The sequence below is a fragment of the Martinezella rhizogenes genome (assembly GCF_000799715.1).
Taxonomy (GTDB): Bacteria; Pseudomonadota; Alphaproteobacteria; order Rhizobiales; family Rhizobiaceae; genus Rhizobium; species Rhizobium rhizogenes_C.
In genome coordinates this window covers 192,556-216,200 of record NZ_JUHG01000014.1, presented here as the reverse complement: position 1 = coordinate 216,200, position 23,645 = coordinate 192,556, and the positions used below count along the sequence as shown (strand labels likewise).

The 23,645-nt window shown below is 62.4% G+C and carries 25 protein-coding genes; 14 read left to right on the top strand and 11 right to left on the bottom strand.

Annotation, left to right across the window (positions count from 1 at the left end; all coding sequences use genetic code 11):
- Window positions 1-23: 23 nt before the first annotated feature.
- A complete protein-coding gene (locus EX00_RS18535) occupies window positions 24-1,025 on the bottom strand; it encodes an NADP-dependent oxidoreductase (protein ID WP_047460995.1) in 1,002 nt (333 codons plus the stop codon).
- Between the two features lie 40 nt (window positions 1,026-1,065).
- Window positions 1,066-1,881, bottom strand: a complete 816-nt coding sequence (locus tag EX00_RS18530) for an oxidoreductase (protein ID WP_047460992.1) — start codon at window positions 1,879-1,881, stop codon at window positions 1,066-1,068.
- A 90-nt stretch (window positions 1,882-1,971) separates the two neighbouring features.
- Between EX00_RS18530 and EX00_RS18525 the strand changes: the two genes are divergently transcribed.
- Window positions 1,972-2,403 carry a winged helix-turn-helix transcriptional regulator gene (locus EX00_RS18525; protein WP_047460990.1) on the top strand — a complete coding sequence of 144 codons (432 nt, stop codon included), beginning with the start codon at window positions 1,972-1,974 and terminating at the stop codon, window positions 2,401-2,403.
- Window positions 2,404-2,434: 31 nt separating this feature from the next.
- On the opposite strand, the gene EX00_RS18520 is transcribed toward EX00_RS18525, so the two are convergent.
- Window positions 2,435-3,232 (bottom strand): NAD(P)H-dependent oxidoreductase, encoded by a 798-nt coding sequence (locus EX00_RS18520; protein WP_047460988.1) that lies wholly within the window; start codon window positions 3,230-3,232, stop codon window positions 2,435-2,437.
- A gap of 96 nt (window positions 3,233-3,328) precedes the next feature.
- Between EX00_RS18520 and EX00_RS18515 the strand changes: the two genes are divergently transcribed.
- Window positions 3,329-4,261 (top strand): LysR family transcriptional regulator, encoded by a 933-nt coding sequence (locus EX00_RS18515; protein ID WP_047460985.1) that lies wholly within the window; start codon window positions 3,329-3,331, stop codon window positions 4,259-4,261.
- A gap of 22 nt (window positions 4,262-4,283) precedes the next feature.
- Here EX00_RS18515 and EX00_RS18510 read toward each other — a convergent pair whose 3' ends face one another.
- A complete protein-coding gene (locus tag EX00_RS18510) occupies window positions 4,284-4,847 on the bottom strand; it encodes a methylated-DNA--[protein]-cysteine S-methyltransferase (RefSeq protein WP_047460982.1) in 564 nt (187 codons plus the stop codon).
- 217 nt (window positions 4,848-5,064) lie between these two features.
- On the opposite strand from EX00_RS18510, the gene EX00_RS18505 reads away from it, so the two are divergent.
- A complete protein-coding gene (locus EX00_RS18505) occupies window positions 5,065-5,676 on the top strand; it encodes a 2'-5' RNA ligase family protein (RefSeq protein ID WP_047460980.1) in 612 nt (203 codons plus the stop codon).
- Here EX00_RS18505 and EX00_RS18500 read toward each other — a convergent pair.
- On the bottom strand, window positions 5,655-7,313 hold the full coding sequence (locus EX00_RS18500; protein WP_047460979.1) for a SulP family inorganic anion transporter: 1,659 nt from the start codon (window positions 7,311-7,313) through the stop codon (window positions 5,655-5,657). The two genes, EX00_RS18505 and EX00_RS18500, sit on opposite strands and share 22 nt — an antisense overlap.
- 90 nt (window positions 7,314-7,403) lie before the next feature.
- Window positions 7,404-8,315 (bottom strand): LysR family transcriptional regulator, encoded by a 912-nt coding sequence (locus EX00_RS18495; protein ID WP_234709053.1) that lies wholly within the window; start codon window positions 8,313-8,315, stop codon window positions 7,404-7,406.
- A 60-nt stretch (window positions 8,316-8,375) separates the two neighbouring features.
- Here EX00_RS18495 and EX00_RS18490 point away from each other — a divergent pair, with 60 nt between their 5' ends.
- From EX00_RS18490 to EX00_RS18480, 3 genes are all read left to right on the top strand, one after another.
- Entirely contained in the window at window positions 8,376-9,350 is a 975-nt protein-coding gene (locus EX00_RS18490; protein ID WP_047460974.1) for a quinone oxidoreductase family protein, read from the top strand.
- A gap of 191 nt (window positions 9,351-9,541) precedes the next feature.
- On the top strand, window positions 9,542-10,723 hold the full coding sequence (locus EX00_RS18485) for an MFS transporter (RefSeq protein WP_047460972.1): 1,182 nt from the start codon (window positions 9,542-9,544) through the stop codon (window positions 10,721-10,723).
- A gap of 123 nt (window positions 10,724-10,846) precedes the next feature.
- Window positions 10,847-11,908, top strand: a complete 1,062-nt coding sequence (locus tag EX00_RS18480; protein ID WP_047460970.1) for a succinylglutamate desuccinylase/aspartoacylase domain-containing protein — start codon at window positions 10,847-10,849, stop codon at window positions 11,906-11,908.
- Window positions 11,909-11,914: 6 nt separating this feature from the next.
- Here EX00_RS18480 and EX00_RS31640 read toward each other — a convergent pair whose 3' ends face one another.
- Window positions 11,915-12,070, bottom strand: a complete 156-nt coding sequence (locus EX00_RS31640; protein WP_162184549.1) for a hypothetical protein — start codon at window positions 12,068-12,070, stop codon at window positions 11,915-11,917.
- 141 nt (window positions 12,071-12,211) lie between these two features.
- On the bottom strand, window positions 12,212-12,733 hold the full coding sequence (locus tag EX00_RS18475; RefSeq protein WP_047460968.1) for a MarR family winged helix-turn-helix transcriptional regulator: 522 nt from the start codon (window positions 12,731-12,733) through the stop codon (window positions 12,212-12,214).
- Window positions 12,734-12,888: 155 nt separating this feature from the next.
- On the opposite strand from EX00_RS18475, the gene EX00_RS18470 reads away from it, so the two are divergent.
- The 3 genes from EX00_RS18470 (at window position 12,889) to EX00_RS18460 (ending at window position 15,074) form a co-directional block, all read left to right on the top strand.
- Entirely contained in the window at window positions 12,889-13,245 is a 357-nt protein-coding gene (locus EX00_RS18470; protein WP_047460964.1) for an ArsC family reductase, read from the top strand.
- Between the two features lie 10 nt (window positions 13,246-13,255).
- Entirely contained in the window at window positions 13,256-13,729 is a 474-nt protein-coding gene (ybaK, locus tag EX00_RS18465; protein ID WP_047461843.1) for a Cys-tRNA(Pro) deacylase, read from the top strand.
- 94 nt (window positions 13,730-13,823) lie between these two features.
- The gene (locus EX00_RS18460; RefSeq protein WP_047460962.1) at window positions 13,824-15,074 is read left to right on the top strand and encodes an aminopeptidase; all 1,251 of its coding nucleotides are present in this window, start codon (window positions 13,824-13,826) and stop codon (window positions 15,072-15,074) included.
- Window positions 15,075-15,137: 63 nt separating this feature from the next.
- Here EX00_RS18460 and xseA read toward each other — a convergent pair whose 3' ends face one another.
- Window positions 15,138-16,754: an exodeoxyribonuclease VII large subunit gene (gene xseA, locus EX00_RS18455; RefSeq protein ID WP_047460960.1), complete on the bottom strand. Its 1,617-nt coding sequence runs from the start codon at window positions 16,752-16,754 to the stop codon at window positions 15,138-15,140.
- Window positions 16,755-16,941: 187 nt separating this feature from the next.
- On the opposite strand from xseA, the gene EX00_RS18450 reads away from it, so the two are divergent.
- Complete coding sequence (locus EX00_RS18450) at window positions 16,942-17,172, top strand: hypothetical protein (protein ID WP_047460957.1); 231 nt, start codon at window positions 16,942-16,944, stop codon at window positions 17,170-17,172.
- A gap of 9 nt (window positions 17,173-17,181) precedes the next feature.
- On the opposite strand, the gene EX00_RS18445 is transcribed toward EX00_RS18450, so the two are convergent.
- Window positions 17,182-19,008, bottom strand: a complete 1,827-nt coding sequence (locus EX00_RS18445) for a hypothetical protein (RefSeq protein ID WP_047460954.1) — start codon at window positions 19,006-19,008, stop codon at window positions 17,182-17,184.
- A gap of 292 nt (window positions 19,009-19,300) precedes the next feature.
- Between EX00_RS18445 and EX00_RS18435 the strand changes: the two genes are divergently transcribed.
- Together EX00_RS18435 and EX00_RS18430 are read left to right on the top strand one after the other, a co-directional pair.
- Window positions 19,301-20,314, top strand: a complete 1,014-nt coding sequence (locus tag EX00_RS18435) for a glycosyltransferase (protein WP_047460948.1) — start codon at window positions 19,301-19,303, stop codon at window positions 20,312-20,314.
- On the top strand, window positions 20,311-20,697 hold the full coding sequence (locus EX00_RS18430; RefSeq protein ID WP_047460946.1) for a GtrA family protein: 387 nt from the start codon (window positions 20,311-20,313) through the stop codon (window positions 20,695-20,697). Before EX00_RS18435 ends, EX00_RS18430 begins: the two co-directional genes overlap by 4 nt.
- A gap of 9 nt (window positions 20,698-20,706) precedes the next feature.
- Here EX00_RS18430 and EX00_RS18425 read toward each other — a convergent pair whose 3' ends face one another.
- A complete protein-coding gene (locus EX00_RS18425; protein WP_047460944.1) occupies window positions 20,707-21,693 on the bottom strand; it encodes a Gfo/Idh/MocA family protein in 987 nt (328 codons plus the stop codon).
- Between the two features lie 317 nt (window positions 21,694-22,010).
- On the opposite strand from EX00_RS18425, the gene EX00_RS18415 reads away from it, so the two are divergent.
- A complete protein-coding gene (locus EX00_RS18415; protein ID WP_047460937.1) occupies window positions 22,011-22,583 on the top strand; it encodes a cysteine hydrolase family protein in 573 nt (190 codons plus the stop codon).
- Window positions 22,580-23,578, top strand: a complete 999-nt coding sequence (locus EX00_RS18410) for a GlxA family transcriptional regulator (RefSeq protein WP_047460934.1) — start codon at window positions 22,580-22,582, stop codon at window positions 23,576-23,578. Before EX00_RS18415 ends, EX00_RS18410 begins: the two co-directional genes overlap by 4 nt.
- Window positions 23,579-23,645 lie beyond the last annotated feature (67 nt).

Genomic DNA, 23,645 nt, shown 5'->3' with positions numbered 1-23,645 from the left:
GAACGTTCCAGCTACGTCACACTTTACTTCACGGCAATCACGACCTTGCCCTTGGCGCGACCGGTCTCGACGTAAGCCAGCGCCTCGTTGGTCTTCTCGAACGGGAACACCCGATCGATGACGGGCCGTATGGCCCCTGCCTCGATCAGCGATGCGATCTGCGCGAGTTGTCCGCCATTCGCCGTCATGAAGAGGAAGGAATAGCTGACGTCATGACGTTTCGATTTCCTGCGGATGCTGAAGCTCAGCAAGCGCATGACCTGCTGAAGCAGCCAGCCGAAACCGTTTTCCCTGGCAAATTCCGGATCCGGCGGACCGGAGATCGAGATGAGCTTTCCGCCGGGCTTCAGAACGCGCAGTGATTTTTCCAGCGTGTCCTTGCCGAGACTGTTCAGCACGACGTCATAGCCCTGCAGGACATTTTCGAAATCGTCCTTCTTGTAGTCGACGACGACATCCGCTCCGAGGCTTTTGACGAGATCGACATTGGCGGTGCTCGTGGTCGTCGCCACGGTCGCGCCGAGATGCTTGGCAAGCTGGATGGCGATCACCCCGACGCCGCCCGAGCCGGCATGGATCAGAACCTTCTGCCCCTTCTTCAGCTTTGCCCGCTCGACAAGCGCCTGCCAGGCGGTCAGGGCGACGAGCGGCATCGACGCCGCCTCCTCCATCGTCAGGTTTTTCGGCTTCATCGCGACGTCGGCCTCGTTCATCGCGATGAACTCCGCGAAGGTGCCAATGCGGTCCTTGGCGGGACGCGCATAGACTTCGTCGCCCGGCTTGAAACCACGGACCCTGGACCCGACCCGGACCACGACGCCCGCCGCGTCATTGCCGAGGATCAGCGGAAGGCTGTATGGCAAGATGAGCTTGAACTCGCCGTCCCTGATCTTGGCATCCAGCGGGTTGACGCTGGAAGCATGGATCTGGATCAGGACGTCGTTGTCCAGCAACTGCGGCTCGGGGACTTCGCCAACCCGCAGAGCAGCACCTTTCGCATAGCGATCGATGAGGAATGCCTTCATGGTACTGACTTTCTTTTTCTAAGGTTTCGGCGCCAGCGGCTCAGGCGGGAAGTTTGTTGAATTTCCGAAGATTTTTGTCGACGAATGACTCGGGCAAGAAGCGGCGTATGAAGCGGATCTGGCCAGCCGCCTTTCCAGCGGTATAGCGCCGTTTCGGCACCGTCGCGTTGGCCGCCTTGACCACGATGTCGGCAACAATCTCGGGCGCATCCCCCGTCTCGACGATCTCACGCATCAGCTTCTCAGCATCGACACGAACGGCTTCATATACCGGAAGTTGCTGATCCACGCGAGTAAGATTCTCTTCAAAGGAGGTACGGGTGATACCAGGCTCCACCAGTACGATGCGGATGCCTTGCGTGCGGACCTCATGATCGAGCGATTCCGAATAGCCTTCGATCGCGTGCTTGGTGGACGCATAGAAGGCATTAAAAGGAGCAGGGATGAGCCCGAGAACGGAGCTCATGTTGATGATCCTGCCCTTTCGCTGACGTCTCATGACCGGCAGAACAGCATTCGTCACGCGCACGACACCGAAAACATTCACGTCGAATAGAGCCTTTACCTGTGCAGTGGAGGACTCCTCGGCACCGCCCAGCAGTCCGATCCCGGCATTGTTGACGAGAAGATCGATCCGTCCCGCGCGGCTGATGACATCGTCGACCACGTTCTGCACGGACCTGTCGTCGGTGACGTCGCACACCAGCATGATCACGCCATCCGAGGTGTCGGCCATCGGCTTACGGCTGGTTCCGAATACCCGGTAGCCATTGCGCTGCAGCGCTCGTGCGGTCACCAGCCCAATGCCGGAGGAAGCGCCCGTGACCAGGGCGACGCCGCGTTCTTTATTGCTCATTTGTCTCAGCTTTCATTTTTGTCGTGGAACATTGATGAAAACTAAGTTACTATCATTTCGAAACTAAGTCACTATCAAAAAGATACTAACATGCAGAATCTTTCAAACCAGCCATGTCTGATTGCCCGCAGCCTTGCATTGGTGGGGGATGCATGGAGCATGCTGATCCTGCGGGATGCCCATACCGGGCTCACCCGCTTCGATGAATTCCGCAGGAGCCTCAGCATCGCGCCGACCATCCTGACCAGGCGGCTTGCGGCACTGACCGAGGATGGGCTGCTGGAGAAACGGCGCTATTCGGAGCGCCCACCGCGCGATGAGTACGTACTGACCGAAGCGGGCCTCGACTTCCTGCCGGTCTTGTTCGCGATCGGCGCCTGGGGGCGAAAACACCGCAACGCGGACGGTGTCACCCGGTTCCTCGATGCCGAGACCGGGAACGAGATCGATCCTGTCACCATCGATCGCGCAACCGGCGCTCCAATCGGAACCCGCCCGATCCGCATCGTTATGCCTGAGTGAGCGGCATCAGCCGAGAAGGATCGGTCTCTGGCTAATCAGCCGCCGCCTCGTCCTTCAAATGCATGGCTAAGCCGGTCGCGGCGGCCTCGCCCAGTTCCGGGCGGAGCTGCATGGTCGGGATCAAATAGTCGCCGCCATTCTGTTGCCGATAGGGGATGGGTGGCGTCGTTCCGAGTGTCCGCATCCGCTCACGCAGTCGCTCCGCATTGGCCTCGAAGCCGCTCTCGTCGAGACGATCGACCCGGTAGGCAACGAATGGCGGCAACACATCGTAGCCGGGGTAGTAGAGAATCCCGTGATTGATCGGGAACAGCAAGTCGTCGATTGCTCCATTAACTCCGCGGGGAGCGTAATGCTCCTCCCAGCCGCCGGCGGTGACGATCAGCATGGCGCGCTTGCCCACAAGCGTACCTTCCCCGTAACGGTCGCCCCAGCGCTTGTCGCTGTGTTCGCCGACGCCATAGGCGAAGCCGTAGGCAAAGACCCGCTCGACCCAACCCTTCAGGATGGCCGGCAAGGAGAACCACCAGAGAGGGAATTGCAGGATCAGCGTATCCGCCCAGAGGAGCTTCTCAATCTCGGCTTTGACATCGTCGGTCAGCGTGTCGGCATCAAATGCACTCTTGGACGCCGCGACCGCTATAAGGCGAGCGTCCGGCGCCAAAGAGGGAAAATCATCACGGTCGACTTCTGATTTCCAGCCGTCGGCATAGAGGTCCGACACCCGCACCTCATGGCCCTGGGCTTCCAACTCCTTGATGGCGATGTCGCGCAACGCGCCGTTGAGCGAGCGCGGCTCGGGATGGGCGAAAACAAGCAGAACTTTCATGAGCTGTGATCCTTTACGATGGAAGATGGTCCCACAAGCTAGTCATCGCCGGAATGATCCGCTATATGTCGACAATGTATAATATTATGCCGAAAAATGGATAAATCAGATATCACGCTGGAGCGCATGCGAACCTTCGTCCGCGTGGCGGAGCGCGCCAGCCTGTCCGCGGTGGCGCGCGAGCTCGGAATAGGCCAGTCGACGGTGACGCGGCATCTGCGGGAGCTCGAGGAGGCGGTCGGCGTCCCCCTGCTCTCGAGAACCACCCGGCGCGTCACCATGACGGATGAAGGCAGCCGCTACTATGCCGACAGCATCCAGATCCTGCGCCTTGTCGAACAGGCCGGCGATGAGGCACGCAGCACGCGCGGCGCGCCGGCCGGCACGATCCGGATATCCTGCACGGCCGCCTTCGGTGTCCTGCAAGCCAGCCGGCTGATCTTCGCCTTTCAGGATCGCTATCCCGAGATCGCGGTCGATCTCCGCCTCACCGACGAGCGCGTTGATCTCGTAGAGGAGGGCGTGGACATCGCGTTGCGCCTCGGTCCACTTACCGACAGCACCATGAAGCTGCGAGCGCTTGGCCAGAGCCGGCGCCTGCTGGCCGCCGCACCCGCCTATCTGGCGGCGCGGGGGACACCTGCCATTCCGCAGGACCTGTCCGGTCATGAGGGCATCCGGATGTCGAACATAGCGGGCAGCGATACGCTTGTTCTGGAAGGCCTTGATGGCAAACGCCACCTGGTGCCTTTCGGCGGGCGGTTCCGGGTCGACCACGGACTTGCGGCACGCGAGGCCCTCGTCGCCGGACGTGGCATCGCCCCCACCCATCACTGGCTCGTCGACGATCTCCTGGCGAGCGGCCGGCTCGTGGCGATTCTGCCGGATTATGCACTACCACCGGTTCCGCTCAGCATGCTGATCGTTCCCGAGCGCGCCGCAATTGCCCGGGTCCGGCTATTAGTCGATTTCCTCGCCGAGCAGATTGGCAGGATACCGGGCATCGAACGGTCGCAGCCCGAGCGCTGATGCCCGACCTTCGACCTCCCACCTAAAACCCCAGTGACTGCTGCACGGGTTTCGGCGGCGCGAGCTGGACGCCTTCAAGCTCCAGCATGCGGGCCTTGGCGGTCGAGCCGCCGGGCGCCGAGAAGCCGCCGATCTTGCCGCCGGCGGCAAGCACGCGATGGCAGGGGATGATCAGCGCCACGGGGTTCCGCGCCATGGCCTGACCGACATCGCGGGCGGCTTCCGGTCCCGCGCCGAGCTGCTTTGCCAGCGCGCCATAGGTCGTTGTATTGCCCCATGCGATTTCACGCGCGGCGGCGTAAATCTGGTTGAAGAAGGCATCCTGTTCGCCAAGATCCAGCTTCACGCCGGAAAAATCGATTTCCTCGCCCGCGAAATAGCGCTTCACGGCACCGACCGCGTCAGCCATCTCCGGCGTCGGCGTGCCCGGCCGGGCATCGGACAGACGCCGCAGCAGAAGACGCTCGGTCGAGCCGGCGTCTTTCGTCGGCAGCTGGAAGCGCGTGACGCCGATATCGTTCCAGGCGATCCCGCAGAAGCCGCCCGCGGTTTCGAAGATCAGATAATACTGCTGTGCATCGCTCATGGCGGAATCTCCATGTTTCCACTTGGCCATGAGAATCGTGCTTCGGACGGCCAAGTTCAACCCGATTCTTGCGTGGGAAAGAGCTTAGCCTCGCATTCCACCATTGTCGATTAATTTGTTCTCTATTTGTTCTTGAGCTTGCGACGCGGCGATCGTAGGATATTTGCAATTTACGGAAACAGGACGAGGCAAGGCTCTATGGCTTTGAAGCAATCTCATGAAGAATAGTGGGCAACTTTCGTTCAATCTCGGCCGACCGCGAAACGGGCAATCCGAAACCGGTCCAGCGCATGTGGAGGCTCTTTATTTCGCAGTCCTGCCCGATCCAGGCACCGCTGCGCTGAGCTTCGAGCTCGCAAGCGACTTGCGAACACAATACGGCTTTTCGGCAAAGCCGCGACGCCCGGATCTGTCTCATATCTCGCTTTATAGGATCGGCTCCTATCGCGGCCTGCCAGAAGAAGCGGCGTTTGCGGCGATGCAGGCAGCATCGACCGTCAGGAAACGGTCCTTCCAGGTGGAGTTTGACCGGGCGGTCAGCTTTGGAGGTGGCGACAATCGCCCGCTGGTTCTCTGGAACAGGGAAGGAAATGCGGAGCTGAAGGCACTCCATCGCGAGCTGGATGAAGCCATGCAGCTCACCGGATTTGCCAATGATCATGGAGAAAAATTCGAACCGCACATGACCTTGCTCTACCAGGGCCACCTTATTCCGGAAGTGAGGCTCGAAAGGCCGGTCTCATGGACCGTCCGGGATTTCGTGCTCGTCAACAGCCTGCGGGGCAAGGCCAAACACGAGCATCTTTGCTACTGGCTGCTATCGGACTGAGACGCGCTGCTCTTTGCTGCCGGCCCGATCACCGCAATCGCGTCGTCGACGCTGAAGCTGCAACGACCGTCGACCTCCGCCATGCCGGCCGTTATCATGAGATCGCGGACGCGGTCATGGACACGGGCGAATTGCAGGCGGATGCCGGCGACGCGCATGGCGCCGTCGAATTCCATCAGCGCATCGAGTGCGGTGCTGTCGAGGTCGGAGCTCTCCTCGAGGCTGAGGACGACAGCGCTGATCCCCGCCTCTCCCCGGCTACGGGAGAGGATCTCACCGAATATCGTATCGGCATTGCCGAAAAACAGCGGCTCGCCGGGGCGCCAGATGGCGACGCCGGGTGTTTCCGATGCCTCCTGATGACGGCTGAGGTCAACGAAATTGTGGCTGCTTCCAAGCCGCCCGAGCCGGGCGATATAGGGCGAGGCCAGACGATGCATCATCGCCGCTAGCGACAGCGCGATCGCCAGCAGCATGCCGTTAAGGACGCCGAAAATCAGCACGCCGGCCGTGGCGCCGAGCGCAACGTAGAAATCGCGATGGAGCCGCCTGAGGCGCAGGATCGGGCTGGGATCGAGCGCGTGCGTCAACGCCGCGATCACCACGGCGGCAAGCACCGGCTCCGGCAACCGCGCCACCAGTGGCCCGGCGCAGGCAATCAGGATGGCAAGCCCGATGGCGGCGAAGACTGCCGTACCACGCGTCTTCGATCCCGCCGCTTCGCTGGCAAAACCGGCGGAAAAACCGGCGGCGACCGGCATGCCCTGAACGACGGCGCTGGCGATATTGGCAAAGCCGAGCGCCCCCAGTTCGCGATTGACCGAAAGCGTGTCGCCATAGCGCAGCGCCAAGGCCCGCATCGTCCCCCAGGATTCGGCAAAGAGGATAAGCACAAGCGGCACGGTGAATTGCGCCAGCCGCGAATAGGCCACCCAGCCAGCATCGGGCAGCGACGGCCACTGCGGCAGGACCTCGATCGTCCCGACAAGCTTGACGCCATAACCGGCAAGGTCGAAGACGAAAGAGCTGAGAATGCCAGCCGCCAGCACAAGGAAGGCGCCGGGAATGCCCGGCAGGCGCTTAAGCAGCAGCAGAGCGGCGAGCGCCACGACACCGACCGCGACGCTCACCGGATTCCATTGTGGGATTGCCGCAAACAGGGCCGAGGCATAGCTGAAGATATTGGAGCCCTGCACGGAGGCGCCGACGAGAATCGGCAGCTGATGCAGGATGATGGTGATCGCCAGTCCCAGCGCGAAACCACGCAGCACCGGACGCGAGATGAAGCCGGTGATACCACCAAGGCGCAGCGCCGCGGCGATGACGAAGAGAATGCCTGCAAGGGCGACGGCGACGGTCGCAAGGCCAGCCTTGACCGTGGCGTCTCCCGGCACGATCGCCAGCGTGGCGGCCAGAATGGCGGCGGAGGACGATGTCGGCGAGACGATCGCGAAGCGACTGCGCCCGAAGATCGCGTAGACGAGACAGCCGGCGATACCGGCGAGAATGGCCCGATGCGGCGGCAGGCCGGCAATGCCGGCATAGGCGACAGCCTCCGGCAGCATCAGGCCGGCCACCGATATGCCCGCAATAACATCGGCTTTGTTGATTGCGGGCCAGCCACTGAGCTTCGTCATCGACCACCGATCATGGAACCGTCAATCCGACCATGTGTAGAGATTCGCCAATGGGCTGCAACAGGAAAACAAAAGGCGCGAACCATCGCCCTACCCGGCCGCGTCCGCATCTCGAAGCGGGCAGCTTCTGCCGATCGTTTCGCTGACGAAATCCATTACCGCCCGGATGGCGGGCGAGCGGCGGAGATCAGGGTAGGTCACCAGCCAGAGGTCGCGCGTCGGCGATGGAATGGCCGTTGGCAAACGCGTGAGGGCCGTTTCGCCATCACCCAGGAAAGCGGGAAGCGCCACGACGCCGAGACCAGCGCGTGCGGCTCCCAACTGGCCGAAAATGTCGCCGGCGCGGAAGACGATTGGGCGGCCGGCCAGCAGGCTACGCAGCCAGGTCTGCTGCGTCAGATGCTCCAGCGCCGCGTCATAGCCGATGAAGACCCAACCCTCCTCCGGCGCTGCCGCAATCTCAGGCGTCGCGTAGAGCCCGAACCGCATGACGCCGATGCGCCGCACCAGAAGATCGCTCTCCTCGGGGCGCGTCATCCGCACGGCGATGTCGGCTTCGCCGTGATCCAGCGCCGCGCGCCTCGTCACGCCGGCGATGGTCAGCGTGATGTCTGGATGCTCGGCACGAAAGCCAACTGCCTTCGGGGCAATCAGATGGGAGGCGATGGAGGGCGGCGCGCTGATCTTGACGGCGGCGGAAAGCCCTGCGACGGCGCTTTTCGAATAACGCCTGATCGCCTCGACATTCTCTTCCATGCCGGTCACCAGCTCGGCAATCGCCCGGCCGTCGGCCGTCAGCGGCGAGGTGCGCGGCCGGCGATCGATCAGGCGAAGGTCGAGTGTGCGCTCCAGCGCGGCGATGCGCCGGCCGACGGTGGCATGGTCAACACCAAGCTCGCGTGCCGCCGCCGAGAGCGAGCCGCTCCGCGCCAGAGAGGCAAAATGAAGAAGGTCCTGCCAATCGATCATCTGTGCATTATTGCACAGATATGGTGAGCTCATACCGAATTTATTCAGACGCAGCTTTGTGATCAAAACTGCGTCTGAAAGGAGACTATTTCTATGCCCCTAGCCATTGCCATGAACAGCCCCGGCGGCCCCGAGACGATGCAGCTCGTTGATCTCCCCATCAGCGAACCGGGTCCCGGCCTGGCCCGCATTCGCCAAAGCATTTCCGGCGTCAATTTCGTCGATATCTATATTCGCTCGGGTCTTTACCCACGCCCACCCGGCCAGACCATTCTCGGCTTCGAAGGCGCGGGCATCGTGGACGCGATCGGCTCAGGCGTCGAAGACCTGAAGGTCGGCGATCGCGTCGCCTATGTCGGCCACCCGCTTGGCAGCTATGCCGAGATGCGTACCCTGCCCGCCTCGCGGCTGATAAAGCTGCCCGATGGCGTCAGCGAGCGGCTTGCCGGTAGCACGATGCTGCGCGGGCTCACCGCCCAGATGCTGCTGCACAAAGTCCATCCCGTGCAGCCTGGCGAATGGATCCTGGTGCACGCGGCCGCCGGCGGCGTCGGGCAGATCGTCACCCGCTGGGCCAAGCGGCTCGGCGCGAACGTTATCGCCACCGTCGGCTCGGAAGCCAAGGCGGAGTTTGCCTATGAGGCCGGCGCCGATACCGTTCTGCTGCACACATCCGAGGACTGGGTGGAGGAAACCCGCCGCATCGCCGACCGCCGGGGCGTGCATTTCGCCATAGACGGCATCGGCGGCGCCATGCTGTCGCAGACGCTCGCCACCGTGCGCGCCTTCGGCATGGTCGCCAGCCTCGGACAGCCCGCAGGCCCCATTCCGCCGGTCCAGATCGAGGAGCTTACCGCTCCCCGCGCCATCGCGCTTTCGCGCCCGAGCGTACTGGTCTATGCCAACGATCCCGATCTCTACCGGCAAGGCGCGGAGATCCTCATGACAGAGCTGCAGGCCGGCCTGATCAATCCGATCGGCGCGGAATATACGCTCAAGGATGCGGCCATCGCCCATGCCGATCTGGAGGCCGGGCGGACGACGGCAAGCGTGGTTTTGACGATGTGAAGCGCCGGCAACACAATCACCTAATCCCGTCAATGGCTTTTGCTGCATAGCAGCACTTCCATTGACCGGACCCGCTTTTGCCTGATACCAATTGGCAGTGGCATCGCTGCCATTTCCATCCGGTATGAACCCCGACCCGTCGTGGCAAACAGCATGGACACCGCCTGGCCGGTGCCCGCAGGCGATATCTCGTGAACACTGCCTCTCAGACCATCCAGTCCAATTCGGCGCTGACCCTTATCTCCATCGTCGCGCTGACCTTCTTTGGCTATCTGGCCATCGGCCTGCCGCTTGCCGTGCTGCCGACCCATGTCGATAGCGGCCTCGGCTTCGGCGTCGTCTGGGCCGGCATCGCCATCAGCACGCAATATGTGGCGACCATCGTCAGCCGCGCGCAGGTCGGCCGGTTGTGCGACCAGTATGGGCCACGCAGGTCGGTCTTCCTCGGCTTTTTCGCCTATGGGCTTTGCGGCACCCTGACGCTGGCATCGGCGCTTGTGACGGATATTCCGGCGGCGAGCCTGTCGCTGCTGCTTGCCGGACGCCTGGCGCTCGGTATCGGCGAAAGCCTGGTCAGCACGGCGGCGATCACCTGGGCGATCGGCCTGATGGGTTCGCGCGAAACCGTGCGCATCATCTCGTGGAACGGCATCGCCACCTATGGCGGCATCGCGCTTGCGGCCCCCTTCGGCGCCTGGCTGGAGGGGCAATACGGTTTCTTCGCCATAGGTGCTGTGACAATCGGCCTGGCGATTGCCGGCCTGATGCTGGCGCAGACCCGGCCACCCGTGCCCGGCATCAGGGAAAAGGGCATCGGTACCGGCCAGGTGCTCGGCCGCATCCTGCCTTACGGCGTGGCGCTGGCGCTGGCCTCCAGCGGCTTCGGCGTCGTCATGGCCTTCGTCGCCCTGTTTTTCCATAATCGCGGCTGGGACGGAGCTTCGCTGGCATTGAGCGCCTTTGGTCTCGCCTTCATGGGTATCCGCCTCGGACTGGCGCAAGCCGTCGCCCGTTTCGGCGGCCTGCCGCTGGCGCGTATTTCGCTGGTGCTGGAAATCGTCGGCCTGCTGACGCTTGCCCTCGCTCCCACACCCACGGTTGCGATCATCGGCGCGGCCCTTGCCGGCGCCGGCTTCGCGCCGGTCTTCCCGGCACTCGGCAACGAGGCGATGGCGCGCATTCCACCGCAGAACCGCGGCGTGGCGCTTGGTCTCTACTCGATGTTCCTCGATGTGGCGCTCGGAGGCACCGGCCCGATCGCCGGCGTGCTTGCCGATCACTTCGGCTATACGGCACCCTTCTTCCTCGGTGGCGGCGCCGTCCTGCTCAGCCTTGCGATCTGCTTTTACCTGCGCAAGACCAGCAACGCATAGCGCCGAAGGCTTCGCGAAGCCGGAGCCTTTGATCCTGCCCCCTCATTGTCGCCCGATAATCATTGCGCGAGGCGGCCACGGCTTGGTATGGACCTGCGACAATCACAGCTGGGAGACAGGCGCATGAACATCACCGAAATCGTTCTCGAGGGCGATACCACGGGGGTCTCATGGCGGCTGCCGGTGCTGCATTTCAAAGGCAGCAATCCGGATGCTTCGAAGATCTATATCCAGGCGGCACTGCATGCCGGCGAGCTTCCGGGCACGGCGCTTGTCCATTTCCTTTGCGAGCAGCTGCGGCAGGCCGAAGCGGACGGCGCGCTTCTGAGCGATATCACCGTCGTCCCGCACGCCAATCCGATCGGTGCGGCACAATCGCATTTCGGCGAGATGCAGGGTCGCTTCGACCTGGGCTCTCGCGCCAATTTCAACCGCGATTTCCCGCTGATCTCGTTGCGCGATCGGCATCTGCTGATCGCAAACCTGGAGCGTTATTCCGCCGTCGACCGGCTGAAGCGGCAGCTGATCCACATGGCGCTCGGGGCCGATCTGGTGATCGACCTGCATTGCGACGATGAATCCCTGCAATACGCCTATATCGACGATGCCTTCTGGCCGGAGGCCGCCGATCTGGCGGCGGCACTGGACATGGACGCCGTGCTCCTGTCGGACGGCGAAAGTTCGGCCTTCGAGGAAGCCGTCAGCTTTGCCTGGAAATACGAGGTGCCCGGTGAGAAGAAAACGCAACTGTCAGGCAAGCTGTCGGTCACCGTCGAGCTGCGCGGTACGCGCGATGTCTACCCGGAAATGGCGAAGAAAGATGCCGAAGGGCTCTGGCGCTTCCTTGCCGCCCGTGGCGCGGTCCGGGACGACAGCGTTGCCCTCTCCGCCTTTACGGGGCCGGCTGTGCCGCTCGACAATGTCGAGATGATCCGCGCGCCGCAGGCCGGCACCGTGCTCTTCCATCGCAATATCGGCGAGCGCGTCGAGGAAGGCGATCTGCTGGCGACGATCATCACCGCGCCCGGCATGCCGAACGGGACGATCGACGTTCATGCCCCGCAAGCCGGCCTCATCGTCACCCGCGTCTCCGACCGCCTGGTCCGCCGCCGCGGCGACCTGATGAAGATGGGCTGCGACAGCCCGAGTGCGGCGGCCCGCAAGCCCGGAACGCTGGAAGACTGAGGCGCCTCAGCGGTCGTCGATGACCTTGCACCGCATGGTGAAGGCAATGACGGTCGCCTGGCGGAAAAGCTCGCCGACATTACGGATCGTGTCGAGCGCTGCGGCGAGACGCGGCCGGTCAAGCCATGTCGTCTCTTCGGGGAATGTCCGATTTCCCGTCATGGTCATGCCTCCGATCAGATTGATGCAGGCGATGTTTCCCGAGCATCCTTTGCGGAATAGAGATCTTTCCGCTTGATACGAATATATGTATGCAGCGTGCATACATATGAAATGAATGTCAAGCCAAATGAATCGGGGGCTTCAGCTCATGAAGGTGATCGGACAACGCTCCTGATCGCAGACCCCCTGGTCGCAGACGCGGCAGACCACATCCTGGTCCGCACCGAGATCGACCAAAGTCGGCAGAAGCTTTTCCGCCAACCGGCCCAGCTCTCGCGTCTCTTCCGCATCCAATGTTGCGAATGCGCGATGGATGACAGCGCGGCGGGCGGCGAGGCTCTTATGGAAGAGAGCGCTGCCAGCCTCGGTCAATTGTAGCGACTTGGCACGCTTGTCGCCCTCCACGCCACCGGCTCGCAGCACCAGTTTTTCGATGACGAGCTGATCGACCAGACGCACAGTGGCGGAATGAGAAAGCGCAATCATCCGGCGCAGCGTGTCGATCGTCAGCCCCGGCTCGGTGCCGATCTGGATGATGGCCGCAATGGCGCTGGGACCGAGGCCGGTTTCATCGGCAAAGGCCTTTTCCATCTTGTCGACCAGAGCCAGGCTCAGGGCGCCAAAGATGTTCTCCAGCCGTAATGTCTCTCTATCAACGGTCATGCCAAAGTTCCGGGCCACAAATATGCATGATGCATATTTATAGGGGTTTCGATAGCGACCGCAACGGGACAGCGAGCCGTTGTGCCGCCCTGCGGACTTTCGTCCACCTCCGCTCGCGTGCTAAGCGATAGCCTATAGCAAGAGACGGAACCGATATGACCATCACCATTTACGGCATCAAGAATTGCGACACGATGAAGAAGGCGCGGACCTGGCTCGAGAGCCACGGCATCGCCTATGATTTCCATGATTACAAAGCCGTCGGCATCGACAGGGACCATCTGGAACGCTGGACGGCGGAAGCCGGCTGGGACATCGTGCTCAACCGCGCCGGAACCACTTTCAGGGCTCTGCCCGAGGCAGACCGCGCCGACCTCACCAGGGACAAGGCCGTCGCCCTGATGCTGGCTCAGCCTTCGATGATCAAGCGTCCGGTGCTGGAAGCGGATGGAAAATTGCTGATCGGTTTTAAGCCAGAGATTTATGCGGGTGCGTTCGGCACCGCTGCCTAGAGGCCAGCTCATGTCCAAAACCACCCGCGCCACGCAAGTGCTGACCCAGGCCAAAGTCGCCTTCACGGTTCACGCCTATGATTACGATCCCAATGCCGAGCGGGTCGGCATGCAGGCGGCGGAAGCCTTGGGCGAGGAGCCGCATCGGGTGTTGAAGACGCTGATGGCGGAGGTGGATGGCAAGCCGGTTTGCGTGGTCGTGCCTTCTGATCACGAGGTCAGCATGAAGAAGCTCGCCGCCGCTTTCGGCGGAAAATCGGCTGGCATGATGAAGCCCGCCGATGCCGAGCGGCTGACAGGCTATCATGTCGGCGGCATCAGCCCCTTCGGCCAGAAGAAGATCGTGCCGACTGCGATCGAGGCGCAGGCGATGACGGAAGCCTACGTCTATATCAATGGCGGCCAACGTGGCTTGCAGGTGCGGCTGACCCCACAGGACGCGCTCAAGGTTTTGAAGGCCAATGCCGCGCCGCTGATTGCCTGATCATTCGCTTCAGCAGACAAACCGCCTTCATTTTCGCCGCAAACCGGTCTAAGTCTGAGGACCGTTTTCCGATATCAAGCACGCAGGTTTTACCATGACGTCAGCCTCCAACCATCATCCCGTCGATACCGCCAAACTGGAAAAGCTTGCCGAAGTGGCCGTGAAGGTCGGGTTGCAGCTACAGGCTGGCCAGGATCTGCTGATCACCGCGCCGGTCGCGGCGATGCCGCTGGTGCGGCTGATCACGCGCGAAGCCTATAAGGCCGGCGCAGGGCTCGTCTCCACCTTTTACGCGGACGAAGAAACCACGCTCGCCCGCTACGAATACGGCCATGACGAGAGCTTCGATCGCGCGGCGAGCTGGCTCTATGAAGGCATGGGCAAGGCCTTCGCCAACAATACCGCGCGGCTCGCCATTTCCGGCGACAATCCGATGCTGCTCTCCGGCCAGGACCCGGCCAAGGTAGCCCGCGCCAATCGCGCCAATTCGGCCGCCTATAAGCCGGCGCTGGAGAAGATCTCCAATTTCGACATCAACTGGAACATCGTCTCCTACCCCAACCCCTCCTGGGCCAAGCTGGTCTTCCCGGACGATCCGGAAGCGATTGCCGTCGCCAAGCTTGCCAAGGCGATCTTCTCGGCTTCGCGCGTCGATGTCGAAGATCCGGTCGCCGCCTGGGCCGAGCACAATGCCAACCTGCGCAAGCGGTCGGAGTGGATGAACGGACAGCGCTTCGCCACGCTGCATTTCCAGGGGCCGGGTACCGACCTGAAGGTCGGCCTTGCCGATGGCCATGAGTGGCATGGCGGCGCTTCAACCGCCAAGAACGGTATCACCTGCAATCCGAACATCCCGACGGAAGAGGTCTTCACGACGCCGCATGCGCTGCGCGTCGAAGGCCATGTCTCCTCGACCAAGCCGCTATCGCATCAGGGCACGCTGATCGATAATATCCAGGTTCGCTTCGAAGGCGGCCGCATTGTCGAGGCCAAGGCGACGCGCGGCGAGGAAGTGCTGAACAAGGTGCTCGACACCGACGAAGGCGCACGCCGGCTCGGCGAAGTGGCGCTGGTGCCGCACTCCTCGCCGATCTCGGCCAGCGGCATCCTGTTCTACAACACGCTGTTCGACGAAAACGCCTCCTGCCACATCGCGCTCGGCCAGTGCTATTCGAAATGTTTCGTTGATGGCGCGACGCTCAGCCAGGAACAGATCACCGCCCAGGGCGGCAATTCCAGCCTGATCCACATCGACTGGATGATCGGCTCGAACAAGGTCGACATCGACGGCATCAAGCCGGACGGCTCCATCGTGCCGGTCATGCGCAAGGGCGAGTGGGCGTAAGCAAGGACGGAGCTAGAGGGCGGCAAGAGCCGCCCTGACGCACGCGGACGAGCAGGATATGCTTCAGAACAGACTGCCCTGCTTGGCCGGATCCGTGGGATCAGCCGGTTTCGCGGTTCGCTTCTTTTGCGGCAGCGCACCTGCCGGGGGTGTTGTGGACGATGGAGTGGCTGGACCGTCTCCGGTGACCGCGCCCACCCGGCCGTCGGCAAACTCGATCGAGATTGCCACGCCGGTGGCAAGCGCCGCGGCCAGCGAAACCGGCCGGTCGGCATCGTCACGCACGACGGCGTAGCCACGCTTCAGCACGTTCTTGTAAGACAGCGATTGCAGCACCCGTTCCTGCGCCGCCAATTCTCCACGCGCCCGCACGAGCTGATGGCGGATCGCCGTATCGGTGCGACGGGAGAGATTGCCGAGCAGGTCGCGGGCGCGGCCGGTCTGTGTCTCCAGCCGCGAGGGGAGCGTCGCGAAGACGGCGTCGGCGCGACCAATGCGGGCGCGGGCGCGGTCGATCATCCGCTCGATGGTGCGTTCGGCGCGGGTCATCCGCTCGCTCAACATCTGCCGCCGCTCGACGATGCGGCTCGACAGGACATCGGGTCGCAGATGCGAGGCGGCGCGTTCAAAGGTGCGGCGTTTGTTGAGCGTATTCAGCTCGAGCCCGCGACCCAGGCCGGAAGCTGCCTCATCGAAGCGGCGGCGCGGCAGGGCCAGAAGCTGGTCGAGCGAGGGAAGAGCGCGCAGCAGCGCGCGCACCGTCTGCCGGCGCTGATCCATCTGCCTGCTCACGCCTCCCTGCAGGCGGGCGGCAAAGCTTGCGAGCTGCGCTTCCAGATCGGCCCTGACCGGCACGGCCATTTCAGCAGCCCCGGTCGGTGTCGGCGCGCGGACATCGGCGGCATAGTCGATCAGCGTCCAGTCGGTCTCGTGGCCGACGGCGGAGATCAGCGGGATTTCACTTGCAGCTGCGGCGCGCACCACCGCTTCGTCGTTGAAGCTCCAGAGATCCTCCAGGCTGCCGCCGCCACGGGCGACGATCAACACATCCGGACGTGGCAGCGGGCCGCCGGGCGCAAATTCGTTGAAACCACGGATGGCGTTCGCTACCTCGTCGCCAGACCCCTCCCCTTGCACCTTTACCGGCCAGACCAGCACATGCACGGGGAAACGATCGGAGATGCGGTGCAGGATATCGCGGATGACCGCGCCGGTTGGCGAGGTGACGACACCGATCACCTTGGGCATGAACGGAAGCCGGCGCTTGCGCTCGGCATCGAACAGGCCTGCGGCGCCAAGCTTGCGCTTGCGCTCTTCGAGCAGCGCCATCAGCGCGCCGGCACCGGCGGGTTCCAGCGTTTCGATGACGATCTGGTATTTCGAGGAGCCGGGGAAAGTCGTCACCTTGCCGGTGGCGATGACTTCCATTCCTTCCTCGGGGCGGAATTTCAGCTTGGAAAAACTGCCTTTCCAGATCACTGCATCAATGCGGGCGCGGTCATCCTTCAGCGAAAAATAGGCATGGCCAGAGGAATGCGGCCCGCGATAGCCGGAGATTTCCCCGCGCAGACGCACCTGATCGAAAGCGCTCTCGACGGTGCGCTTGATCGATCCGGACAATTCCGAGACGGAATATTCCGCGAGATTCGACGGCGAATCATTCTCAAAGAAGCTGCTCATGCGGTCCTTTTATCCGAAGTTTCCGGAAATGCGGAGATCGAAAGTTCTACAGCGTCCCTTGGGATATCCGGCAAGACGTAGGGATCCATAGAGCTTCATCAAACGTTAACCCTGTCCACAAAGCCTTTCTTAGCCATCCCCGTGCAATTCTGTGCAAACTGGTTCTTGGTAAAGAGGAGGTGGAGCGATGATATTCGTAACCGCCACGATCATTGGAATTGCCGCCGGCCTGCAGCGCTCGGCGATCGTCTCGATCCTGGGCGCGGCCCTGGTGAGCGTCGCCTTCATGGCAGCCGTCGCCATCTCGATGGTTCCGCCGCCGCTGACGACATTGTTCATCGCGCTTGGCGGCTACAATCTCGGCTTTGTCGGCTATCTCATCACGCTCGACGTGCTGGAGTATCGCCGCCGGGCCTGAGCGGCCCCTTCAATCCAGCGGCTTGAACCGGAAGAACCGCACGTCCGACTTCACCGCCGTTGGGAACGCTTCCAGATAGGCGGGCACCTGGCCCTTACCGAGCTGGGCGTAGAGCCCCTCCGGCTTCAATTCCGAAACCTCCTCTGTCTGCGGATCCCCAGGACAGAAGGCAAGCAGCGTCACATGCGCGCCGCGCAGGAAGGCTTCCGCTTCCTTCGGCTCAGCAAGGCCGATATGCAGCTCGGTCAACATACCATCCGGATCGCGGTGATAGGGACCGGAAAGCGTGCGGTGCTGCGTGAAGCGCAGGAGCGGTGAGCCCATGTTCGACGGCGCGGCGATGACACCGGGGGCGAGACCAGCGATCGGCGCGAATGCCTGTTTCGAATAGCAGTCTTTCGCTTCGTCCGGAACGGCGGCAAAGCTTTTCGTGATCCCATTTTTGACCAGTTCACCGCCAACGGCCCAGACGGCCGGTACGGCGAGCAGCGTGGCGACAATATAGAGCAAGGCCGCGCGGACATTCCTGGTGTTGGCGGCGGAGATGCGGCGAAGCTCAGCCAGCAGGATTGCAAGCGGCGGAATGGCGAGCAGATTGGAAAACTCCGCCCCACGCACCTGCACCAGCGCGATGATCCAGTTGACGGCGACCAGGGCCAAAAGAACCGCGTGCAGCCGGGCATGCTCGCCGCGCAACATGCGGAAAACACAAAGCAGGATCGCCAGCAAGGCGGTAACGTAGAAGGCGCCGAGCGTTTCCGGCTGGTGTTGCGCCAGCGAGAAGATCGACTGTGCCTCGCTCACCTTGCTCAACCAGAGCTGCACCAGCATCGGGTCGAGATCGGCGAGCGGATTGCGCAGGCATTCCGGCGCGATCACCAGGGTCGTTGCGAAGACGGCAGCCCCATTGGCCGCCAGCACCGCCAGGCGCCACGGCCGCGACAGGCGGCTGGCAAACAGCGCCGACAGCAGCAGGCTAGCACCACCGACAGCGATGATGCTGTAGAAGCCGAGAGAGAGGTTGTCGCAGGTCACCGTGGAATAGAGATGCGGCGGCACCAGCGCGAAGAATGCGGCGCTGACGGCGATCGTCAGCGTCAGGGCGAAGGCACGGGCGGCAGGCGCGAAAAGCTCGCCATCCCAGGCCCATAGACCCGCGACCGCCATGCAGGCGACGGCGACGAAGGGCGTCGTCTCCGCGCCGATGCCGAGCGCGACGGCAAGGGCAATGGCGGCAATGGCGAAATTGCGCGGACGGTAGCTCTCGTCGGCCAGCATGGCGACGGAGAGCGCGACGAGGCCGAGTTGCACATTGTCATGATCGATCGAGCCGGGCAGGAAGCGGCGCGACGTCAGCACGAAGAGCGTCGTCAGGATCAGCGAAAAATGCATGCCCTCGATGCCGGCGATCTGGCGACCGGCAAGACCCATGAAGGCCATCAACGGCAGCACCAGCATCAGCGGCCAGACGGTGAGCGCCGCCGCCTCGGCGCTTTCCGGCGCGAGAAACAGCCGGAAAAAGGCAATCAGACTGGCGATCGGCAGGTCGATGAAGCGCGACCAGTGCATCAGTGTGCCGCCAGCAAGGCCGAGGCGGTACTGCATCATGTCAAACCAGCCCTGGCCGCCGAGGAAATCGCGCACTTCGACAAGGCGCATGGCGTCGTCATTGTCGGGACCGACATAGTCGATCGCGTGGCGATTGAAGATCAGCAGCACGATGACGGTAAAGAGAGTGTAGATCAGCGCGACGAGCTTCGGCCGTGACCAGAGCGACGATACTTCCATTTGCGCCGTAACGGCCGCTCCGCGCGTTACTGTCAGCGTCTGCGCCATCTCGATAAAACCCTGTATTCGAAGGACATCCGGGGCGCCACGCTAACCGCTGGCAATCAAGAAAGCGTAAAGCGGGGCGATGCGGCCGCGAATATCACGAGAATGTTCCCCCGGAAGCCGCAACCTGCCATTTTTCGCCCACAGCCCTAGGGTCTTATTAACGCGCAACAGGATAGGTTCTCGTTCTATCTTTTTGCTTTTACGCAATTCCGGACGGAAAACCGCTGCACACTTTTCCTGGAATTGCTCTAGGCCCCAAGTGAAAGTCACGCGTAGGAACTGGCCAGAGACCATGTGGAACGAGAAGCTGAATATCGCCGTCCTTCTGCCCTGCTACAATGAAGCCGCCACGATCGGCGACGTCGTTCGCGGCTTTCGCAAGGCGCTGCCGCAGGCCGACATTTATGTCTACGACAACAATTCCACCGACACCACGGCGCTACACGCCATGCTCGCGGGAGCAACCGTGGTGCGCGAGCGCCGGCAGGGCAAGGGGCATGTGGTGCGCCGCATGTTCGCCGATATCGACGCCGACATCTATCTCATGGCCGATGGCGACGGCACCTATGCGCCTGACGATGCGGAAGAGCTGATCCGCACGCTTCTGACCGAAGGCTCCGACATGGTCGTCGGCACACGCCGTGGCGTCCATGACGACGCGGGCCGCCAGGGCCATGCTTTCGGCAACCGCATCTTCAACTGGCTTTACCGCACGATCTTCGGTCCGGATTTCACCGACATCTTCTCCGGCTACCGCGCCTTCTCCCGCCGCTTCGTCAAGAGCTTCCCGGCCGTATCGGGCGGCTTCGAGATCGAGACGGAAATGTCGGTGCATGCCTCGCGGCTGAAGCTGCCGGTCAGCGAGCTGGAACTCGATTACGGCCGCCGGCCGGAGGGCTCGCATTCCAAACTTTCGACCTTCCGCGACGGTGGCAAGATCCTCTGGATGTTCGCGATGCTGATGAAGGAAACGCGGCCGTTCGTCTTCTTCGGCATTCTGGGCGCTATCTCCATGGAAATGAGCATCGGCTTCATGATCCCGGTCTTCGTCGAATATTTCGAGACTGGCCTGGTCTTGCGCATGCCGACCTGGGTGCTCTCCATGGCGCTGATGATGATTTCCTTCATGCTGTTTACGGCCGGGCTGATCCTCGATTCCGTCGCCCGCGCCCGAGCCGAGCAGCTTCGCATCCACTATATGAGCCTGACCAAGCCGGCAGCCCGCAAGAAACGCGCCGAAGGGACAGTTTCCATGGAAGACCTTGAAAAGCCGGTCAGTCGCAGGAAGAGGGCCAAGGCCGCATGAAGAAGCTGTTTCGCTTCCTGATCGCCGGCAGCGTCGGCTTTGTCGTCGACGCCGGCGTGCTGCTCTTGCTGCTGCGCTTCACTGCGATCGGCCCGTTCGGCGGACGCGCGATCTCCATCCCGAGCGCGCTTCTTGCCACCTGGGTGCTCAATCGCAACTTCACCTTCGGACATTCGAACCGGTCACTGGCCGCCGAGGGCTTTCGTTACGGATCGGTCGGCCTGACCTCGGCGCTGCTGAACTATGCGCTTTATAGCGCCTTGCTCATGTCCGCGCCGACGCTTCGGCCGATCATCGCATTGATCCTGGCATCAGCGGCGGCGACGGCTTTCAGCTTCTTCGGCTATTCGCGCTTCGTCTTCCGCCACCGCCAAAATCCCTAGGAAAGCTGCTCAGACCGGTTCCCAGCCATCCTTTTCGCTGGCGCGATAGATGGCGTCGATGACCTTCTGGTTGAGCTTGGAGCTTTCGAGCGACACGACTTCGGCCTCCTTGCCGAGCGCGGCCGAGGCGAAGGCTTCCGCCTCGCGCCTGTACTGGCGGCTGTCGGGGAAGCGGAAGATCTGCGATTCCGTGTGGCTGCGATTGGTCAGTTCCAGCTCTTCGGCGCCGTAGCGATCGGCGTTGAAGGGCGACTTCACCTCGATGAAACCTTCCGTGCCATGGAAGACCATGATCTGGCGGTTGGCCATCTGCGTCGAGATATAGAAGCTCATGTCGAAGTCGCCGAAATCGGCCTTGACGCTGGAATAGATGTCCGTGCCGAATTCCGGGTCGCGCTCGGTGACCGCCTGGATGCGCAGCGGTTCGCGGCCGGTAACGAAACGGGCTGATATCGTCGGATAGACGCCGATATCGGGCAGGCCGCCGCCGCCGAGCGCCGGGATGTTGCGCATATTGCCGGCATCGCGGTTGAAATAGGTGAAGGCGCCCTGGATATGGCGCAGACGGCCGACGGCGCCGTCGGCCAGAAGCGAGCGCACCTTGCGCCAGACCGGCGCATAGGTGACCATGTAGGCTTCAGTGATGACCACCTTGTTGCGGTCGCGGGCGGCGATTAGGCTGTCGATCTCGTCTGCCTTCAACGCGATCGGCTTTTCGCAGAGCACATGCTTGCCGGCGTCCGCCGCCTTGATCGTCCACTCGACATGCTGCGACGTCGGCAGCGGAATATAGACGGCATCGATCTTATCGGAGGCCAGCATCTCTTCGTAGGAGCCGAAGGCATGTGGCACGGAGAAGCGATCCGCCATCTGCCGGGCGCGGTCGAGATCGCGGCTGGCAACTGCCGTCACCACGCAATTCTCCGCATCCTGAATGGCGGGCACGACCAGATCGCGGCCGATCTTCGCGGTCGACAAGATTCCGAAACGCAACATGATTTTCCTCCTGGAACATGATCCCGAAGCGACGGTCCGCAGGGCGTCAAACGCGACGCGGCTTTCGGCTAGGATCCTCATGACATTATTGGACGGAGCGAAACGAGAGAGCCGTTACCGCTCGGATGAAACCGGGGCAGACCTTATTCGGCCGTTACGGGTGGTGCAACGGCCTGGCGCGGCGCAACACCAAAAACATTCGAAAAGTCTGAAGGCATAAATGGCCGGATTTGTCCTAATTTTGTCCCGCGCTTGGCTTTCATGGCTATCTATTGGCGTTTAATCTCGGTTATCCTTCAAACACAGGAGATACAAAAATGTCCCATACCGACACCGCCCTGCTGGTTATCGATGTCCAGGAATCCTTTCGCCAGCGTCCCTATTGGCAAACGGACGACCTGCCCGCTTTTACCAACCGCCTGCAGGTGCTGATCGACGGGGCGAAGGCGCGCGGCATTCCCGTCGTGCAGATCTTCCATGTCGAAGGCGATGGCGACGAACATTTCAGCCTGAAGAGCGGCTATGTCCGCAAGCTTGAGGAAATCACGCTCAAGGCCGACGCCATCTTCCACAAGCACCGCCATTCCGCGCTCGTCGGCTCCGGCCTCGATGTCTGGCTGGTGGAAAACGGCATCCGCAAGCTGATCGTTTCCGGCATCCGCACCGAGCAATGCTGCGAGACGACGACGCGCCATGCCTCCGATCTCGGCTATGACGTCGATTACGTCACCGAGGCGACACTGACCTTCCCGATGACGCATGCGTCGGGCACGGTTTTCAGCGTCGAGGACATCAAGAAGCGAACAGAGCTGGTTTTGGCCGACCGCTTCGCCCGCATCGCGACGGTCGAAGACGCGCTTGCCTCGACGGCGCTCAGGAGTGCTGCATGAACCAAGGCGACAGACACCTCCATCGTCGCATCATTCCGGTCTATGTCGTCCTGCCGCCCTACACGCTGCTGATGGATGTCGCCGGGCCGATGGAGGTTCTGCGCCGCGCCAATGTCGAACAGGAGGATGTCCTGTTCGACTATCGCTTTATCGCCACTCGGCCGACGCAGACGACATCGGTCGGACTGACGCTTGCCGAACTGTCGCCGCTGCCGGATCGCATTCCCGACGGCGCCTATGTCGTCGTCTCCGGCAGCGTCACGGCGCCACTGGACGCGGATGATGTCGAGCCGGAGCTCTCGACCCTCGCCGCATGGCTGAAGACGGCCATACGCCCCGGCATCACCCTCGTTACCATCTGCTCCGGCGCTGTGCTCGCCGCCCGCGCCGGCCTTCTCGAGGGCCATGCCTGTACGACGCATGCGGCCTGCATCGAAGAAGTCCGGCAATATGCCCCGACCGCGCGGGTTCTAGACAACCGGCTCTATGTCGAGGATCGCGAGCGCTATTCCAGCGCCGGCATTTCCACCGGCACGGACCTGATGCTGCATATCGCCTCGAAACTCACTTCACCGATGACAGCGCTGACGATCGCCCGCCATATGGTCGTCTACATGCGCCGCACCGGCGCCGATCCGCAGCTTTCGCCCTGGCTCAGCGGCCGCAACCATGTCCATCCCGCCATCCATCGCGTGCAGGATGCAATCATGGCGGACCCCGCCTATAATTGGTCGCTATCCGAACTTGCCGGCATCGGCGCAATGAGCGCGCGGCATATTTCCCGGCTGTTTCAGGAACATGCCGGCCTATCGGTGACCGCCTATGTCAATCTGATGCGCGTCACCCTTGCCCGCGACGTGCTCACCAATTCGCGGATGGACATGGAGCGCGTGGCGGAAAAATCCGGCTTCGCCTCGCCGCGGCACATGCGACGCGTCTGGTCGAAATACAACGAATTGCCGCCCAGCCACTACCGGCGATCCGGCGTCGAATAAAGAAATCGTTAGTGGAATTTCGCTGGCCGTGGCGGTAGCCTGCCTTGTCCTTCCCGCTGGCGCCTCT